Source organism: Saccharopolyspora sp. 7B (assembly GCF_020177435.1).
Classification (GTDB): domain Bacteria; phylum Actinomycetota; class Actinomycetes; order Mycobacteriales; family Pseudonocardiaceae; genus Saccharopolyspora_C; species Saccharopolyspora_C gregorii.
Map to the genome: position 1 here is coordinate 1 of NZ_JAIUKC010000108.1, position 17,339 is coordinate 17,339.

The window sequence follows — 17,339 nt, forward strand, 5'->3', positions numbered from 1 at the left end:
GTGCAAGGGAATCCCCGCCGCACCCGCTCGACGGCCCGGCCCCGCACCCCGCGGGTGGCCGGGCCGTCGCAGCATGGGGCCATGACCTTTCACGTCACCGCCGCCGACCACACCGGCATCACCGTCGCCGACCTGGACCGCTCGCTGGAGTTCTGGTGCGGCGTGCTCGGCTTCGAGCTGGCCCGCCGCGGGCACCTCACCGGCGAGTTCGCCGCGCAGGTCACCGGCGTGCCCGGCGCGGACATCGACATGGCGGTGGTCGTCGTCCCCGGCCACCGCATCGAGCTGCTGCAGTACAACGCCCCGGCGGACCGCGTCCGCGTGCGCTCACGCCCGTGCGACGTGGGTGCGCAGCACCTCGCGCTGCAGGTCGATGACATCGACGCGCTGCTCGCGGCGGCGGCCGAGTCGGGCTGGGAACCCGCGGGCCTGCCGCAGACGATGGCCGGGGGACCGCGCGCCGGGACGCGCTTCGCCTACATGCGAGACGCGGACGGGACCACCGTGGAGCTGATCCAGCCGGCGTGAGCGTCCTCACCTGCGGCGACGGTCGGGCGTGTTCGAGACGCCGGTAGCCTTCGAGTGACCGGAGGAGGAACCATCCGCTACGACGGCCACGTCACCAAGGCTGCCCTGATCGTCAACGCGCAATCGCGGTCCGGGGCGCGCGCCTGCTCGCACGCCGAGGACCTGCTGCGCGCGCTGGACGTGCCGCTGCACGCGGTGCACCCGCTGCGGGACGCCTCCCGGCTGGTGGAGGTCGTGGAGGGCGCCGTCGAGGACGGGCACGACCTGGTCGTGCTCGGCGGCGGTGACGGCACGGTGAGCTCGGTGGTGGACGTGCTGGCACACCGCGAGGTGCCGATGGGCCTGCTGCCGCTGGGCACGGCCAACGACTTCGCCCGCACCATGCACATCCCGGCGGACCTCGACGGCGCCTGCCGGACCATCGCGCGCGGGCACGTGGTGGACGTGGACCTGGGGCGTTGCGGCGGGAACTTCTACGTCAACCGGGCCTCGGCGGGCCTGGGAGCGGCGGTCGCCCAGCACATGTCGCCGGTGCTGAAGCGGCGGGTCGGCCCGCTGGCCTACCCGGTGGCGACGGCGCGGGCGCTGCGCAGGCACCGGCCGTTCGCGGCGACCCTGGAGTTCCCGGACGGCGACCACGCCACGATGGAGCTCACCGACCTGCTGCAGATCTCGGTGGCCAACGGCCGGTACTTCGGCGGCGGGCAGCTGGCGGCGGCCGACGCGGGCATCGACGACGCCATGCTGGACGTGTCGGTGCTGCACAACGGCAGCCCGCTGCGGCTGCTGTCGATGGCGCGGGAGCTGCGCACCGGCAGCACGACGGACAGCTCGCTGGTGACGCACGTGCGGACCGGCTCGGTCGTGGTGAACACCGACGAGGAGCTGCCGATCAACGTGGACGGCGAGCTGGTGGCGAACACCCCGCAGCGGTTCTCGGTGGCGCGCAACGCGCTGCACGTGGTGGCTCCGCCGACGTGGACCGACGGCGGCTGAAACCGCGGTCCCGCATTTCTCGATCAGCGCCGTTTCCGTATTTCGCGGAATTCCGGTGCGAACGGTTCGCGCGCCGGAAGCCGTTTCCTGAATTCTCGTCGGCGAAATTGAACGGTTTTCCCGTTTCCCCTGGTCTGAGCTGGACCTCTCGGCCCTGTTGGGTCATTCGGCGGACAAGTGATTGCGCTGAATGCTGCACTCGGCGGTGCTGATCCGCGTGCCAGAATTCGGCCTTGACCGTGTTCTGCGGCGCCCTCGCGAATTCATCGACGTGCGAACGGCGCCGCTCTTTCCGGGAGAGGACCGCGCTCGTGCTGAAGACCCGCTGGACACGCTTCGCGCTGGCAGGTGTGCTGCCGCTGGCCGTGGCGCTGCCGCTGCCCGCTTCCGCCGCGCCCGCCGACCTGGGCGGCACCGACCGCCCGGTGGCGCCCCACGACTCCTACTACGAACCGGCGCTGGGCAAGACCGGCCCGGAGCTGAAGGCCGCCCTCAACGACATCATCAGCAGCGCCGACCAGCTCACCTACGACGAGGTGTGGGACGCGCTGAAGGTCACCGACCAGGACCCGGCGAACCCGGACAACGTGATCCTGCTGTACTCGGGCCGCTCGCAGGGCAAGGACACCAACGGCGGCGGCGCCGACCAGTGGAACCGGGAGCACACCTGGGCGAAGTCGCACGGCGACTTCGGCACCTCGCCCGGGCCGGGCACCGACGTGCACCACCTGCGCCCGACCGACGTCTCGGTCAACTCGGCGCGCGGCAACAAGGACTTCGACATGGGCGGCAGCCCGGTCGACGAGGCCGAGGGCAACTTCACCGACGACGACTCCTTCGAGCCCCGCGACGAGGTCAAGGGCGACGTCGCCCGCATGATCATGTACATGGCGGTGCGCTACGAAGGCGACGACGGCGCCCCCGACCTGGAGCTCAACGACCAGGTGGACAACGGCAGCGCGCCCGCGATGGGCCGCCAGTCGGTGCTGCTGGAGTGGAACGCCCAGGACCCGCCGGACGACTTCGAGAAGAACCGCAACCAGGTCATCTTCGACCAGTTCCAGCACAACCGGAACCCGTTCATCGACCACCCGGAGTGGGCGGCCGACATCTGGGGCTGATCCCGAGCGCCGGAGGTGGCCGCGCGCCGCCTCCGGCCGGATCGGTGGGAACGGACCTGGGCTCGAGATCGTCGCAGTAGTATCGCCACCACTGATCGGTGGTGGGTGCACCGCTTCGAGTCCTGGGGGGACGACCGTGACCTTGAACGTCGCACCGGAGGCGCTGTCGGCGCACAGCCAAGGCTCCCAGGGCGTGTCGCAGCACTTGGACCAGCTGTCCGCGGTGCTGGAGCAGGCTCGGGTCAGCGACGACTGCTTCGGCCCGATCGGCGAGCTGCTGGCCATGCACTACTTCAGCTCGCTGGAGGAGTGCCGCGACCTCGCCACCCAGGCCGGCGGGTTCATGGGGCACATCTCGCAGGCCGTGCAGGACTGCGCCAAGGACTACCAGGACATGGACCAGACCCAGGCCGACGACCTGGGCAAGATCGACCTCAGCGGGATGCGGGTCTCCGGCGGTGGACCCGCCTCGCTCGGCGAGGTCAACGGCGCCGGCGGGCCCGGCCGCAGCTACCTGGGGCGGACCGCCGAGTACGGCTCGTCCGCGGTCTCCACCAGCAACGACCTGGCGCGCGCGGACAACCCGCCGGACATCGCCATCGCCACCGTCAACGCCCGCATGGAGCAGCTGGACATGGCGCTCAGCCCGGGCAAGGCGTTCGCGGACAACGGGCTCGGATTCCTCATCTCCCTGGTGATCAGCCCGCTGGTGGAGTGGGTCATCGAACCGCTGATCGGCGACCCGGACCAGATGCGCAGCACCGGGAAGGGCTGGGAGCAGGTCGCCGACTGGGTCGACGGCCTCGGCGAGCAGGAGCAGCAGCGCGCCGCCGCCACCCGGCCCGTGTGGGAAGGCCGGGCCGGGGACGCGTTCCGCAAGCAGATGGAGGAGTTCACCGGCGGCACGACCGCGTTCGCCGAAGAGATCCGCGGCGTCGCCCAGGTCCTGAACTTCGCCGCCGACATCTTCGACATGTGCGTCGAGATGATCGTCGACATCCTCCAGGAACTCGTGATGGGCCTCATCATCGAGTGGATCGCGGCGCTCGCCGCCTCCTGGATCACCGCGGGCGCCTCCGTCGCCGCTGCCTCCGGGCTCACCGCCTCCCAGGTCGCCATCACCGGCACCCGCCTCGGCACCAAGGCCGCCGAACTCCTCCACAAGCTGAAGCCCCTGATCACCAAGCTGGAAGAACTCCTCCAAAAGCTCCGCAGCGGCAAACTCCGCAAGGTCGTCGAGAAGATGAACGATCTCCGCGAGGGGAACAAGCGTGAGCAATGGCTGGCTCGGCAGATCGACTCGCATCCGCTGGCCAAGATCGTGACGCGAGGCGACACCAAACCTTTGCGGCAAGCCGAGAATGCCGTTGACGAGGCCCGGCAGGCCGTGTCCGAAGGGCGCCCGGGCGCGCACGAAGATCTCACCGCCGCGCTCGACCGCGCGGCCGATGCACGAGCCAACATCGCTTCTACGACGGGCAATCGCTTCTCCCGGCAGGTATCGATGAGCGGTGATCTGGAGTCGGCGACGGGTGAGCAGGCTCTCGCCGCTAATCTCGCTCAGACGGGGCTCGGTGCGGTGGGGCTGAGCGGCGAGCACCGTTGGCAGGACGCGGTTCTGCACCAAGGCACCCAAGCAGTGGCTCAGGAAGGCGTCGAGCAAGGTGTGAAGTACGGATATGACAAGGCGCAGAACCCGTCGAGCGAGGAAGACCGCGATGCGGCGACCGAGCGGGGCTTCACCATCTGAGGAGTGCGAAACCGATGTCCGTCTCAGGTAAGGCCGGAGCCGCGTTGGTGGCGCGGCGGTGGTGGTGTGCGGCGGATGAACCGATCGTATGGGCGTTCCAGGTAACGAGCCGGACGTTCCGGGTCGAAGGCTGCAACGAGTACGGACGCCCCCTGCCCCCCGAAGAGCGGAAGCGGCGGTCGTTTGCGTCGTCGGCGGGCCGTGCCGTCGGCAAAGCGGGGTTGTCAGCGGCGACCGTGCTGGGCACGGCGGTGTTCGGTGGCGGAGATGACGCGGGAGTGCGCCAGAACGAGACGAAGAGGGTCGACGACCTGACGATTCTCGGCGGATCGCCGGAATGCCGTGCCGTTCAGCTGCACAATTCGGAGCGCCCGCCTGACGCTTCGGCGATCGAGCAGGTGTGGGTGTTGACGCCGCGCCGGTTCGCGGTCCTGATCCCGGTGGGACGTCCTGCTCCGGTGGAGCGGGAGGAGCCAGGCGCATTGCGGGAGTGGGGTGAGACGTTGAGCGGGATGGGGCGGATCCTCGCTGGTACCGAGCCGGAGAAGTTTGGCCGGAACGCGCCGGGTGAGCGGATCGATCCGGAGCGGATGGTGGAGTGGTTGAGCTTCACCGGCCCGGAGTTCGCCGATTGCCGGCCGGTGGTGCAGGGGAACACCGCGCATTGCGTGTTGACGTTGCAGGACGGTTCGGGTTTCGCGTTGAACGCGCGTTCGCCGGAGGGCGCGCGGTTGATGGCCGAAGGGGTGCAGGGGTTCGTGCGGGGTGCTCGTGGCTGACTTGTCGCCGTTGGACCAGCAGCTGTTGCGGGAGAAGTGGCAGGCGAAGCTGGCGGAGGAGTGGCTCGGCGAGGGCGAGTCGCTGGTGTGGGTGTTGCTGCCGGAGCAGGGTTATGCGGGTTCGGTGGTGTCGGGGCGGACCCGGTTGCCCCACGAGCCGCTGTCCGAGGTCACCCCGTCCACTGTGGATTCTCCGTCGTGGCCGCTGCCGAGCGAGTTGGTGTCGACGGGCGGTTACCGAGATGACGAGTGGGCCGACGACCCGTCCGTGGTGTGGTGGGCGTTCGCCGCGGAACCAGGGCTGGACGCGGCGCGGTTCGCCGATCATCTCGCGGTGATGCCGGGGGTTGCGTTCGTGGCGCTGAGCTCGGCGCGGCTCGCGGTGGTGGTGGAGCAGGACAAGATCGCCGAGCGTCCGGCGGAGTCGGAGGGCAAGGGGTGGCTCGGCCGAGCTCGGTCGGCGGCGGCGCAGGTGCAGAAGGCCGCGGAGGGTCTCGCTTCTCGCAAGGACGCGAAGGCGGCGGTGTCGCACTTCGAGGTGCCGCTGTCCCGGATCGGGGCGATGAGCTGGGCCCCGCTGGGCCGCAGCATCCCGCGGGCCCCGTTCCTGCGCGTCGACTTCACCGACGGCTCCTGCCTGTTCATCCGCAACGGCGGAGCCGAGGGCTACTCCGTCAAGTTCCCCACCGTCCGCTGATCGGTAGTGCTGGTCGAACGACATGTTTCAGGCGAGATCCGAACAGCGGCGCCCGGTGGGGTATCGGTGAGGTGCCCGCTCGGCGAGCAACGGCTCGTCACTCCGACGAGACGTGTGCTCTGAGGGAGGAATTCGATGTCGGTGTCCGAGGCGCTCGGCGCGTCGTTGTCGGCTCGCCGGTGGTGGTGCGAGCCGGGGGAGCCGGTCGTGTGGGCGTTGTGGACGCGTGGCACGGCTTTCCGGGTCGATGGCTGCGATGAGTACGGCCTGCCGAAGCCCGGGTTGGGCAGGAGGTTCGGGAGCGCGGCCGGCAAGGTCGGGGACGCCGTGGCCGCGGGCGTGCTGACCGGGATCTTCGGCGGCGGCGACGATGGCGGCAGCGGTACCCGGAGACCGGTGCAGGGGTTGACGGTGTTCGGGTCCGGGCGGGAGTGCCGAGCGGCCGCGCTGGTGCGGACGGATCCGCCGGAGGGCCATTCGGTGGGGGATGTGCTGTGGGTGTTGACCCCTGATCGGTTCGGGGTCTTGGTGGGGCCCCGGCGTGCGGCAGTGGATACCGGTCCTGGTGGGTGGCGTCAGCTCGGGCACGGATGGGGTGATGTCGGCCGGGCGCTGGTCGGAACGTTGCCGGAGGAGTTCGGTGCCAATGAACCGGGTGAGCAGCTGAAGTGCGATCCGGTGGCACCGTGGTTCACGTTGGAGCGAGCGGAGATCGCGGACTGCCGGGTCGTCGGGCCGGAGCACCGGCCGACGCAGTGCGCGCTGGTGTTGCGGGACGGTTCCGGATTCGCGCTGGAAGGTCACCTGCCGTCCGGCGCCGCCCTGATGGCCGAGTCGATGCGGGCGTACTTGCGGGGCGCTCGGGGGTGAGGCCCGGCTGCCCGCGCTCCTGCCCTGGTGTCGAACGATGCGGGCCGCGACGGGGAGTTCCTGATCTCGACGTCGCCGACGCTGTCCCACGTCGTTGGTGGGGTGCTCCGCACGAGCCGGTGGCCGGACGTGACGAAGTCCTATGTGGATGGTCTCGGATGATCGCCGATCACCTCTGGTCCCCGGCGGGGTGAATGAGCGGGCGATGACCCGGCTCACGTGAGCCTTTGTCGATGCCCCGGCCGGGACGTCCACTCCCGTACACCCGCCACTACGACGCGGAGGCCGACGCCGGGAAGTTCGCCGGGCGCTGAGGTCAGGCGTCCGCCAGCGGGAACGTCGCGGTGAAGCGGGCTCCTCGGTCGGAGTCGGTGATGGCGAGGGTGCCGTCGTGCAGGTGGGCGATCTCGCGGGCGAGGGCCAGGCCGAGTCCCGCGCCGCCGCGTTCGCGGGCGCGGGCGGTGTCGAGGCGGGCGAAGCGTTCGAAGACGTGCTCGCGGGATTCGGCGGGCACGCCGGGGCCGTCGTCGAGGACGTCGAGCCGCGCCTGCCCGTTCTCGACGCGCAGGCTCAGCGACAGCCGCTGCTCGGCGTGGGTTTCGGCGTTGTCGAGCAGGTTGGTGATCAGCCGTGACAGGTGGGTGGGGTGGCCGTCGACGACGACGCCCGGTTCGATCTCGGCGTGCCGGTGCAGGTGGGTCGGGGGCCTGCGTTCCAGGGTGTCGGCGGTGAGCGAGCCGAGGTCCAGTGCTTCGCCGGGGGTGTGCGGCATGCCGTCGATGCGGGCCAGTGCCAGCAGGTCGGAGGTGAGCCGCTCCAGGCGGTCCAGGTCGTCGAGGGTGCCTTCGGCGATGCTGGGCCAGTCGGCCCGTTGCGGGTGGGCTTGTGCCACTTCCAGCGGGGTGCGCAGGGCGGCCAGCGGGCTGCGTAGTTCGTGGGAGGCGTCGGCGACGAACTGCCGCTGCCTGCGCACCGAGTCGTCCAGCCGGTCCAGGGTGTCGTTGAGGGTGAGCGCCAGCCGCGCGATCTCGTCGCCGCTCGCCGGAACCGGCATGCGTCCGCGCAGGTCGTGCGCGGACAGCCGGGTGAACTCGTGCCGGATCGCCTCCACCGGGCGCAGCGCTCGGCGGGTGCTGAACCAGGTCAGCGCGGCGACGACGGCCAGCAGCACCGGCATCCCGAACAGCAGCCCGGTCGTGGCCGCCTCGGTGGCGCGCTGCACGGATCGGGTGGAGGCGCTGGCGATCAGCGTCTGGGCACCGGCGGGTGTGTCCACAGTGGCCTGCGCGGTGCGCAGCGGCGCGATCGGTTCCTCGCCGGAGTGCGAGATGTCGCCGGGCAGGTCCGACCGGACTCCTGTCGCGGGTGGGTCCAGCGGTTCCACGGGCCGGGGCCGCGGGTCGTCCTGCGGGCTCACCGGTTCGCCGGGTTCCGGGTCGGCCGGGTCGAGCGCGCTCATCGGCGGCCCGGGGGCGGGCGCCTGGCCGGGTTCCGGGATCGGGAGGGCCGATTCGGCGCCCGCCGGTATCGCCCGCACGGTGACGTCGTCGGTGCGCACCGGGAGCTCCACCCCGGCCAGCACGGCCTCCCGCGCGGTGCTCAGCTGCTCGTTCAGCGCGGCGTCGAGCTCCTCGGTGAGCCTGCCGTGCAGGTAGCCGATGAGCGACAACCCGATGGCGACCGTGGCCAGCGCGACGATGCCGGTGGCGGTGAGGGTGGTGCGGGCGCGGATCGACAGGCGCCGCAGCCGCAGCGGGTCACGCACGGGTGCCCCCGGCCCGGGTGCGCGACCCGTTCGCGGCGGGCCGCTGCCGCGGTCCGCGTCCGGTGCGCGGCGTGCGCGCGCCGCGGTGGTCCTGGTCGATGAGGCCCCGCATGCGGCTCAGCATGACACCCGCAGCTGAAGCGATCTTCAGGTTGCTTCAGCTCCGCTTCAGCGGGCCCGGGCACCGTGGTCCTCGTCGCGGGAACACCCCGCGGCGAACCGGATCAGAGGAGTTCTCCACAGATGCGACAGACGCGAATCGTTCGGGCCGCCGCCCTCGCGGCCGGTGCCCTGGTGCTCGGACTCGGCGGCGCGGGCACGGCCTTCGCGGCCTCCGCGACACCGGTCCCCGCCCCGGTGCAGGGCGAGCCCATCGAATGCATCCCCGCAGGCGAGCCGGGCGTGCCCCCAGTCGAGGGCGTTCCGTCCGGTGCGCCGGGCGTGGCACCGAGCCAGGACCGCGGGGCGGACGACACCGTGCCGTGCATCCCGGGCGGCCCGCCTTCCGAGGGCGTGCCCGCGCCGATCGAGTGCATCCCGTCGGGTGAGCCGGGTGTCCCGCCGGTGGAGGGAGTCGCGGCCGCGCAGGCCGATGACACCGTCCCGTGCATCCCGGACGGCCCGCCCTCCGAGACCGTGCCCGCGCCGGGCGACACGATCCCGCCGCTGCCGACCGAGCCGGGCCGCCCCGGTGTCCCCTCGGACGCGCCGGGCATCCCGGTGCCCGCGCCGGGCGTCGCCCCGATCGGCTGATCAGGGCCGGCCGTCGCGGCCGGGAGCGGTTCCCGGGAGGACGGTCCCGGGCCGGGGGGGGGGGGGGGGGGGGGGGGGGGGGGGGGGGGGGGCGCGCCCCCGGGGGGGGGGGGGGGGGGGGGGGGGCGCGGGCGCCCGCCGGGGCCCCGCGGCGCGGCGGGGGGGGGGCCCCCCCCCCCCCCCCCCCCCCCCCCCCCCCCCCCCCCCCCCCGCCGTGCGTCGGAGGTGCCCGGTCAGCCCTCGGCGCCGCCGTCCGGCACGAGCCGGTAGCCGTGGCCGCGCACGGTCCGGATGCTGCGCCGCCCGAACGGGTTGTCGATCTTGCGGCGCAGCGCGCTGATGTGCACCTCGACCAGGTTCACGTCCGGATCGGCGGCGAAGTCCCAGCCGCTCTCCAGCAACCGCCGCTTGGACACCACCTGCCCGCCGCCGCGCGCCAGCAGCTCCAGCACCGCGAATTCCTTGCTGGTCAACGAGATGTCCTGGTCGCCGCGAGCGCAGCTGCGCCGCGCCGGGTCCAGCACCAGGTCCCCGACGCGCAGCAGCGGCGGCCGGGCCGTGGCGCGGCGCCGGATCGCGTTGCGCAGCCGGGCCAGCAGCACCACGTACGAGAACGGCTTCGTCACGTAGTCGTCGGCGCCCGAGTCCAGCGCGTCCGCCTCGTCGTACTCCCCGTCCTTCGCGGTGAGCATGATGATCGGCGTCCAGTCCTCCGCCGCGCGCAGCCGCTCGCACACCCGGTAGCCGTTGAGGCCGGGCAGCATGATGTCCAGCAGGATCGCCGCGTACTCGGTGTCGGCGGCGAGCCGCAGCGCATCGAGACCGTCGCCGGTGACGTCCACCGCCCAGCCCTCGGCTTCCAGCCCCGTGCGCAGCGCCTCCGCCACACGACGTTCATCTTCGACGACGAGCACCCGCATGCCGATCAGCATGCCAGCCCGCCGGACGCCGGTTCACTCGAACCGCTCGGGGTCCCCCGCGCCGTACCGCACGACCTCCGCTTCGCCGCTGGAGAAGTCGACGACCGTGGTCGGTTCGGTGCCGCAGTCGCCGGAGTCCAGCACCGCGTCCACCTCGTGGTCCAGCCGTTCCTTGATGTCCCAGCCCTGGGTGAGCGGCTCCTCCTCGTCGGGCAGCAGCAGCGTGCTCGACAGCAGCGGTTCGCCGAGCTGCGCCAGCAGCGCCTGCGCGGTGACGTGCTGCGGGATGCGGATGCCGACCGTCTTCTTCTTCGGGTGCATCAACCGCCGCGGCACCTCCTTGGTGGCGGGGAGGATGAAGGTGTAGCTGCCGGGAGTGCTGGCCTTGATCGCCCGGAACACCGAGTTGTCGATGTGCACGAACTGGCCCAGCTGCGCGAAGTTCTCGCACACCAGCGTGAAGTGGTGCCGGTCGTCGAGCTTGCGGATGGTCTTGATCCGCTCCACGCCGTCCTTGTTGTCCAGCCCGGTCCCGAGGGCGAAGCAGGAGTCGGTGGGATACGCGATCACCCCGCCGGACCGGATGAGGTCGACCGCCTGGCCGAGCGTGCGGCGCTGCGGGTTGTCCGGGTGCACGTCGTAGTACCTCGCCATCCACCGAGCCTAGGATCACCGGCCGCCGTCCGACAGGGCGGGCCGCGATGAGACCCGGATCGGCGGGGCATCGGACTGCTCTGATCGAGCGGCCGCCAGATCGGTGGTCGTCCGTAGCGGATCTTGTTGGTGTTGTGCGAGCCGTCGTAGCGTCCCATCTGATCGGGGAGGACGGGGATTCATGGATTTCGGTGCGGTGATGCGTGCGCTCGGCATCTCGGGGAATCTGACTCTGGTCTCATCGCGGGAACTGGTCGACAAGGTGAATCGGGCGGCGCTTCGCTTCGAGCGGAAAGAGCAGAAGCAGATCTTCCGGTACCGCAAGTGGCCCGTTCCGGTGACAGTCCCGGACGTGCTGCCCACCGCCCCGGTCCACGTTCTGCGGGAGGTCGGGGTCGCGACCACCTTCTTCGACGATCCGGTCTTCGCTGACGCGGCGAGGCTGTGGGCGCAGCTCCGCTACTGCGCGACCCTCGCCCCGCACCGCGGGCGCATGACGTTGTCGGCCACGGCGGCCAGTTCCGTTGTGCACCACCACAAGGTCGCCCAATCCGAATACCTGGGTATCGGGCTGGCGTTGTTCGTCGCTCGGCATGTGCTGAGCGAGCAGTATCCTGGATTGGACTTTCAGGCAGTGGATGCCGACGTCGCGCTCCGCTCGGGGATTCCCGGAGTGGGGGCGGTGCGCCAGGCGAGCGGTGTCCGAGTTCGCCCGGACTACTTCCTGATCGGCCACCCGCGCAACGGTGGCGCGGTCAAGATCGTAGTCCTGGAGTGCAAGGGCAATCACGGCAACGAGTCGCTCGCGGTCGATCAACTGGCGAAGGCGTGCGTGCAGGTCCGGTCGGTGGAGATCGCTGGTCGCGGTTGCCTGCCGTCACTCATGGTCGCGTCGTGTCTGCGGCAGTCCGGCATCACCGTGCACGTGCTCGACCCTCCGGGAGAGGACGAGCTGTGGTCGGGTAGCGCCGACGAGCTGGAACGCGAGTTGAACGAGGAACTCGGCGAGGTTCCGGAACCGTTCACGTCCGAACGGCCGGGATCCGAACAGCAGGACGACGCCGTCGACGAGCTGGCCCTGTTCGACCGGACACTTCCTGTCGATGTCGAGGAGTCCGATACGTCCTTTCCTGCAGAAGCGAGGGTCCTCAAAATCCCGCAGGCGAGCCAGAAGTGGTTCTCCCACGCGCTCGCGCGTTTCGGCGCGGCCTCGGCATTGCTGTTCGCGGGTGCGGGCCGGACTGCGGCCACGTACCGGCCGCCTCCTCCACGCGGGGGGTTCACCGGCCTCGACGAGCAGAGCTCGGCCTCGGGCGACGACGCGGCCACGGCGTTTGATCTCGGCGGCGGCCTGCACGTGATGGGTACCCGCTCGGTGCTTCCACTGCCGGATGGCGGGCGGTTCGTGGTGCACCGCGGCCTCGAATCCGGATTGTACGAGCAGCTCGCGGGTCAGCGGCTTGGTTCGTACCTGCGTTCGGCACCCGGAGTCGAGGAGCGTTGGCGGAACGGCATCCCCGATGAGGAGTTCGCTCGCGACGCCGTCTCCGTCGGGTCTGACGGCACGGTTCTCGCGGTGTCCCTGGACCGTGGCCGGTGAGGAACACATCGGTCGTTCGCGCCTGCGCGAAGCGGGCCGTCCCGAGATCCGGGCGGCCCCCTCCGCGGGTCGGTTCACCAGCCGCGTTCGCGCCACTCCGCGAGGTGGGGGCGCTGCTCGCCTAGGGTCGAGTCGTCGCCGTGGCCCGGGTAGAACCAGGTGTCGTCCGGGAGCTCGGCGAAGATCCGGTTCTCCACGTCGTCGAGCAGCGAGGTGAAGTCCGCGGGCGAGCCGGTCTTGCCGACGCCGCCGGGGAACAGCGAGTCCCCGGTGAACAGGTGCGGGTGCCCGGCCGGGTCCCGGTACAGCAGCGCGATCGAGCCGGGCGTGTGCCCGCGCAGGTGGATGACCTGCAGCTCGGCGTCGCCGACCGGCACCACGTCGCCGTGCTGGACCAGGCGGTCCGGCGGCACCGGCAGTTCCCCGGCGTCGGCGGGGTGCGCCAGCGTGTAGCAGCCGGTCTGGCCCGCGACCGCGCCCAGCGCCTGCCAGTGGTCGCCGTGCTGGTGGGTGGTGACGATGGTGCGCAGCCGCGGCCGGTCGTCGTCGTGACCCAGCAGGTCGGCGAGCCGCTCCGAATCGTTCGCCGCGTCGATCAGCAGCGCGTCCCCGGTGCCGCGGCAGGTCAGCAGGTACGCGTTGTTGTCCATCGGGCCGACCGACACCTTGGTGATGGTCAACGCGTCCAGGACCCGCTTGGCGGGGGCGCCGCCGGGTTCGACATGGCCGGTGTACTGCTCGTATGCCTCCACGTGCGAAGCGTATCGCTCGGCGGCGCCGCCCCTCACAGCCACACCGGCAGCGCCGGGGCGTCCCCTTCCAGCGGCTCGGGACCGGTGCGGCCGAGCAGCCAGCCGAGCATCGGGCCGGGGCGCCCGCGCACCTGGGCGGGCGGGGAGGTGGTGCCGCGCAGCTCCCAGGTGCGGGTGCGGCCGTCGTCGAAGTCGACCACCACCGTCACCGCGGGCACGTCGGGCCTGCCGCCGAACTGCTGCACCACGTCCTCCAGCAGCTGCTCGGCGTCCGCTTCGGGGACCTCGTCGAAGCCGACGCCGCCGTCGAGGTCCACCAGGTGCACCCACAGCTCCAGCAGCCGCTTGCGCAGCACGTGGTGGGCGGGCATCGGTTCGCGTCCCACGACCTCCGCGTCCCACGCCGAGGCGGGCAGGGTGCGGACGGCGTGCGCGAACCGGCCGTGCGAGGCCACCACGTCCTCCACCAGCAGCCGGTGCCCGCGCACCGCACCCTCCTGGATGTCGGCGTCGCGGTCGGCGGGGCTGGCGTACATGGGGTGCTCGGCGCCGGTCCTGGCCCAGATCAGCAGGTTCAGCAGCCCGTCGGCGTTGCGGGCCAGGTGGGTGAGCACGTGCGCGCGGGTCCAGCCCGGCAGCAGGCTGGGCCGTCGCACGCTCGCGTCGTCCAGCTCCTCGCTCACCTGGAGCAGGCGCTGCGTGCTGCGTTCGATCGCGGACAGGGCGGCGGTGACCTGTTCGGTCGAGTGCGCGGCTCCGGCGGGCACGGGGGTGCCGCCGGCGCCGAGAACGGTGTCAGCCATCGGATTCCTTGATGTGTGCAGGAAATTCTCCGGACACGGCAGGGGAGTACCCGAGAGTAGGGGTACAGGCGCGTCCCCCGACAGTGCCCAATCCGGGGGAATTTGCGTATGGTCGCGCACAGGCGTGCTAAGGGGCGGCCCGGAATACTGCGCGCCGCTGCGCGTTGCACCCCTGAGCAGGGCGTGACCAGGGGCGACGCGGAACTGTCGGGGGTGCGGCATAGCATGGCCGCGCGACGTCCGAACACCGCTGAGCGCGGCCGCGCCGATACCCTCGGTGCTGCGCCCGCGCCCGAATCACGCCGGGCCGACCAGGGGCTCCACCCCGCACGGGCACGACGACCCGGCGATGCGGTGGGGAACCCCGTCCGAGTCGCCCGCGGGCCTGCGGTGACCGATGCCGTGGCCCGGTGCCGGCGGGCGCGTCCACCGAACCGGCGAGAACTTCCGAAAGGATCACAGTGGCCGACCGCCTCGTCGTCCGCGGCGCCCGCGAGCACAACCTGCGCGGGATCGACATCGACCTGCCGCGCGACAGCCTGATCGTGTTCACCGGTCTGTCCGGCTCCGGAAAGTCCAGCCTGGCCTTCGACACCATCTTCGCCGAGGGCCAGCGCCGCTACGTGGAGTCGCTGTCGGCGTACGCGCGGCAGTTCCTGGGGCAGATGGACAAGCCCGACGTGGACTTCATCGAAGGCCTGTCCCCGGCGGTGTCCATCGACCAGAAGTCGACCAGCCGCAACCCGCGCTCCACGGTGGGCACCATCACCGAGGTCTACGACTACCTGCGGCTGCTGTACGCCCGCGCGGGCAAACCGCACTGCCCGACCTGCGGCGAACCGATCAGCAAGCAGACCCCGCAGCAGATCGTCGACCAGGTGCTGGCGATGCCGGAGCGCACCAAGTTCCAGGTGCTGGCGCCGGTCATCCGCGGCCGCAAGGGCGAGTACGTCGACCTCTTCGAGCAGCTGCAGTCGCAGGGCTACGCCCGGGCGAGGGTGGACGGCGAGGTGTACCAGCTGGAGTCCCCGCCGAAGCTGAAGAAGCAGGAGAAGCACGACATCGCCGTCGTGGTCGACCGGCTCACCGTCAAGGCGAACGCGAAGCAGCGGCTCACCGACTCGGTGGAGACCGCGCTGCGGCTCGCCGACGGGCTGGTGCTGCTGGAGTTCGTCGACGTCGACGAGGACTCCCCGGAGCGGGAGCGGAAGTTCTCCGAGAACCTGGCCTGCCCGAACGGCCACCCGCTGGGCGTGGACGAGCTGGAGCCGCGCTCGTTCTCGTTCAACTCCCCGTACGGCGCCTGCACCGAGTGCGCCGGTCTCGGCATCCGCAAGGAGGTCGACCCGGAGCTCGTGGTGCCCGACGAGGAGCTGTCCCTCGGCGAGGGCGCCATCGCGCCGTGGGCCGGCGGGCACACCGCCGAGTACTTCACCCGGCTGCTCACCTCGCTGTCCGAATCGGTCGGGTTCCGGATGGACACCCCGTGGAACCGGTTGCCCACCAAGGTGAAGAAGGCGGTGCTGCACGGCACCGACGACCAGGTGCACGTGCGGTACAAGAACCGCTACGGGCGGCAGCGCTCGTACTACGCCTCCTACGAGGGCGTCATCCCGTTCCTGGAGCGGCGCCTGGAGCAGACCGAGTCGGACTACGCCCGCGAGAAGTACGAGGGCTACATGCGGGACGTGCCGTGCCCCGCGTGCGACGGGACCCGGCTGAAGCCGGAGATCCTCGCGGTCACCATGGAGAACCCGGCGCACGGCGAGCTGTCCATCGCCGAGGTGAGCGCGCTGAGCGTGCGCGAGTGCGCGTCGTTCCTGAACTCGCTGGTGCTGGGCCACCGCGAGGAGATGATCGCGGGCCGGGTGCTCAAGGAGGTGCAGGCCCGGCTCGGGTTCCTGCTCGACGTGGGCCTCGACTACCTGTCGCTGTCCCGCGCGGCGGGCACCCTCTCCGGCGGTGAGGCGCAGCGCATCCGGCTGGCCACCCAGATCGGTTCCGGCCTGGTCGGCGTGCTGTACGTGCTGGACGAGCCGTCGATCGGCCTGCACCAGCGGGACAACCACCGGCTGCTGGAGACGCTGAGCAGGCTGCGGGACCTGGGCAACACGCTCATCGTCGTCGAGCACGACGAGGACACCGTGCGCAGCGCCGACTGGGTGGTCGACATCGGCCCTGGCGCGGGCGAGCACGGCGGGAAGGTCGTGCACAGCGGCCCGTACAAGGAGCTGCTGGACAACGAGTCCTCCCTCACCGGCGACTACCTGGCCCGGCGCAAGGCCATCCCGATGCCCGCGGCGCGGCGCAAGCGGGACCCGAAGCGGCAGCTGACCGTGGTCGGCGCCCGCGAGCACAACCTCCGCAAGATCGACGTGTCGTTCCCGCTGGGCTGCCTGGTCTCGGTCACCGGCGTGTCCGGTTCCGGGAAGTCCACGCTGGTCAACGACATCCTCGCCTCGGTGCTGGCGAACAAGCTCAACGGCGCGCGGCAGGTGCCGGGCAGGCACACCCGGATCAAGGGCGTGGACCTGGTGGACAAGCTCGTGCAGGTCGACCAGTCCGCGATCGGCCGCACCCCGCGGTCCAACCCGGCCACCTACACCGGCGTGTTCGACCGCATCCGCAAGCTGTTCGCCGAGACCACCGAGGCGAAGGTCCGCGGCTACCAGCCGGGCCGGTTCTCGTTCAACGTCAAGGGCGGGCGCTGCGAGGCGTGCGCGGGCGACGGCACGCTGAAGATCGAGATGAACTTCCTGCCGGACGTGTACGTGCCGTGCGAGGTGTGCAAGGGCGCCCGCTACAACCGCGAGACCCTGGAAGTGCACTACAAGGGCAAGTCGATCGCCGAGGTGCTGGACCTGCCGATCGAGCAGGCCGCCGAGTTCTTCGAGCCGATCAAGTCGATCCACCGCTACCTGAGCACCCTGGTGGACGTCGGGCTCGGCTACGTGCGGCTCGGCCAGCCGGCGCCGACCCTGTCCGGCGGCGAGGCGCAGCGGGTGAAGCTGGCCAGCGAGCTGCAGAAGCGCTCCACCGGCCAGACCGTCTACATCCTCGACGAGCCGACGACGGGCCTGCACTTCGAGGACATCCGCAAGCTGCTCGGCGTGGTCAACGGCCTGGTGGACAAGGGCAACACGGTGATCGTCATCGAGCACAACCTGGACGTCATCAAGGCCTCCGACTGGCTGCTCGACCTCGGCCCCGAGGGCGGTTCCGGCGGCGGCACCCTCGTCGCCCAGGGGACTCCGGAGCAAGTCGCCGAAGTCGAGGAGAGCTACACGGGCCGCTTCCTGGCCCCGATCCTCGCGGAGGGGTGAGCGGACCCGTGCCACCCGGCCTCGAACC

15 protein-coding genes are annotated in these 17,339 nt (G+C 71.2%); 10 read left to right on the forward strand and 5 right to left on the reverse strand.

The features are described from left to right. Window positions 1–81: 81 nt before the first annotated feature. From LCD33_RS17495 to LCD33_RS17525, 7 genes are all read left to right on the forward strand, one after another. A complete protein-coding gene (locus LCD33_RS17495) occupies window positions 82–528 on the forward strand; it encodes a VOC family protein (RefSeq protein ID WP_224978044.1) in 447 nt (148 codons plus the stop codon). A gap of 54 nt (window positions 529–582) precedes the next feature. Beyond that, on the forward strand, window positions 583–1,524 hold the full coding sequence (locus tag LCD33_RS17500; protein WP_224962839.1) for a lipid kinase: 942 nt from the start codon (window positions 583–585) through the stop codon (window positions 1,522–1,524). Between the two features lie 314 nt (window positions 1,525–1,838). Further along, window positions 1,839–2,645, forward strand: coding sequence for an endonuclease I family protein (locus LCD33_RS17505; protein ID WP_374108103.1), 807 nt, complete (start codon window positions 1,839–1,841; stop codon window positions 2,643–2,645). 136 nt (window positions 2,646–2,781) lie between these two features. Continuing rightward, entirely contained in the window at window positions 2,782–4,395 is a 1,614-nt protein-coding gene (locus LCD33_RS17510; protein ID WP_224978045.1) for a WXG100 family type VII secretion target, read from the forward strand. A gap of 14 nt (window positions 4,396–4,409) precedes the next feature. Beyond that, window positions 4,410–5,174, forward strand: a complete 765-nt coding sequence (locus LCD33_RS17515) for a hypothetical protein (RefSeq protein WP_224978046.1) — start codon at window positions 4,410–4,412, stop codon at window positions 5,172–5,174. After that, window positions 5,167–5,871, forward strand: a complete 705-nt coding sequence (locus LCD33_RS17520) for a hypothetical protein (protein ID WP_224978047.1) — start codon at window positions 5,167–5,169, stop codon at window positions 5,869–5,871. Before LCD33_RS17515 ends, LCD33_RS17520 begins: the two co-directional genes overlap by 8 nt. A 135-nt stretch (window positions 5,872–6,006) precedes the next feature. Then, window positions 6,007–6,741 (forward strand): hypothetical protein, encoded by a 735-nt coding sequence (locus LCD33_RS17525; protein ID WP_224978048.1) that lies wholly within the window; start codon window positions 6,007–6,009, stop codon window positions 6,739–6,741. Between the two features lie 316 nt (window positions 6,742–7,057). On the opposite strand, the gene LCD33_RS29430 is transcribed toward LCD33_RS17525, so the two are convergent. Beyond that, a complete protein-coding gene (locus LCD33_RS29430) occupies window positions 7,058–8,506 on the reverse strand; it encodes a HAMP domain-containing sensor histidine kinase (protein WP_224978049.1) in 1,449 nt (482 codons plus the stop codon). 243 nt (window positions 8,507–8,749) lie between these two features. Between LCD33_RS29430 and LCD33_RS17535 the strand changes: the two genes are divergently transcribed. Further along, window positions 8,750–9,259: a hypothetical protein gene (locus LCD33_RS17535; RefSeq protein WP_224978050.1), complete on the forward strand. Its 510-nt coding sequence runs from the start codon at window positions 8,750–8,752 to the stop codon at window positions 9,257–9,259. A gap of 233 nt (window positions 9,260–9,492) precedes the next feature. Here the strand turns inward: LCD33_RS17535 and LCD33_RS17540 are convergent, their stop codons facing one another. After that, a complete protein-coding gene (locus LCD33_RS17540) occupies window positions 9,493–10,179 on the reverse strand; it encodes a response regulator transcription factor (protein ID WP_224960125.1) in 687 nt (228 codons plus the stop codon). 33 nt (window positions 10,180–10,212) lie between these two features. Continuing rightward, window positions 10,213–10,833: an L-threonylcarbamoyladenylate synthase gene (locus LCD33_RS17545; protein WP_224960126.1), complete on the reverse strand. Its 621-nt coding sequence runs from the start codon at window positions 10,831–10,833 to the stop codon at window positions 10,213–10,215. Window positions 10,834–11,014: 181 nt separating this feature from the next. Between LCD33_RS17545 and LCD33_RS17550 the strand changes: the two genes are divergently transcribed. After that, window positions 11,015–12,433 carry a hypothetical protein gene (locus LCD33_RS17550; protein ID WP_224960128.1) on the forward strand — a complete coding sequence of 473 codons (1,419 nt, stop codon included), beginning with the start codon at window positions 11,015–11,017 and terminating at the stop codon, window positions 12,431–12,433. A gap of 74 nt (window positions 12,434–12,507) precedes the next feature. Here LCD33_RS17550 and LCD33_RS17555 read toward each other — a convergent pair whose 3' ends face one another. Both LCD33_RS17555 and LCD33_RS17560 read right to left on the reverse strand, forming a co-directional pair. Further along, window positions 12,508–13,185: an MBL fold metallo-hydrolase gene (locus tag LCD33_RS17555; RefSeq protein ID WP_224960130.1), complete on the reverse strand. Its 678-nt coding sequence runs from the start codon at window positions 13,183–13,185 to the stop codon at window positions 12,508–12,510. Window positions 13,186–13,217: 32 nt separating this feature from the next. Further along, the gene (locus tag LCD33_RS17560; protein WP_224967211.1) at window positions 13,218–13,988 is read right to left on the reverse strand and encodes a maleylpyruvate isomerase family mycothiol-dependent enzyme; all 771 of its coding nucleotides are present in this window, start codon (window positions 13,986–13,988) and stop codon (window positions 13,218–13,220) included. Window positions 13,989–14,449: 461 nt separating this feature from the next. Between LCD33_RS17560 and uvrA the strand changes: the two genes are divergently transcribed. After that, window positions 14,450–17,311 (forward strand): excinuclease ABC subunit UvrA, encoded by a 2,862-nt coding sequence (gene uvrA / locus LCD33_RS17565; RefSeq protein ID WP_224960134.1) that lies wholly within the window; start codon window positions 14,450–14,452, stop codon window positions 17,309–17,311. Window positions 17,312–17,339 lie beyond the last annotated feature (28 nt).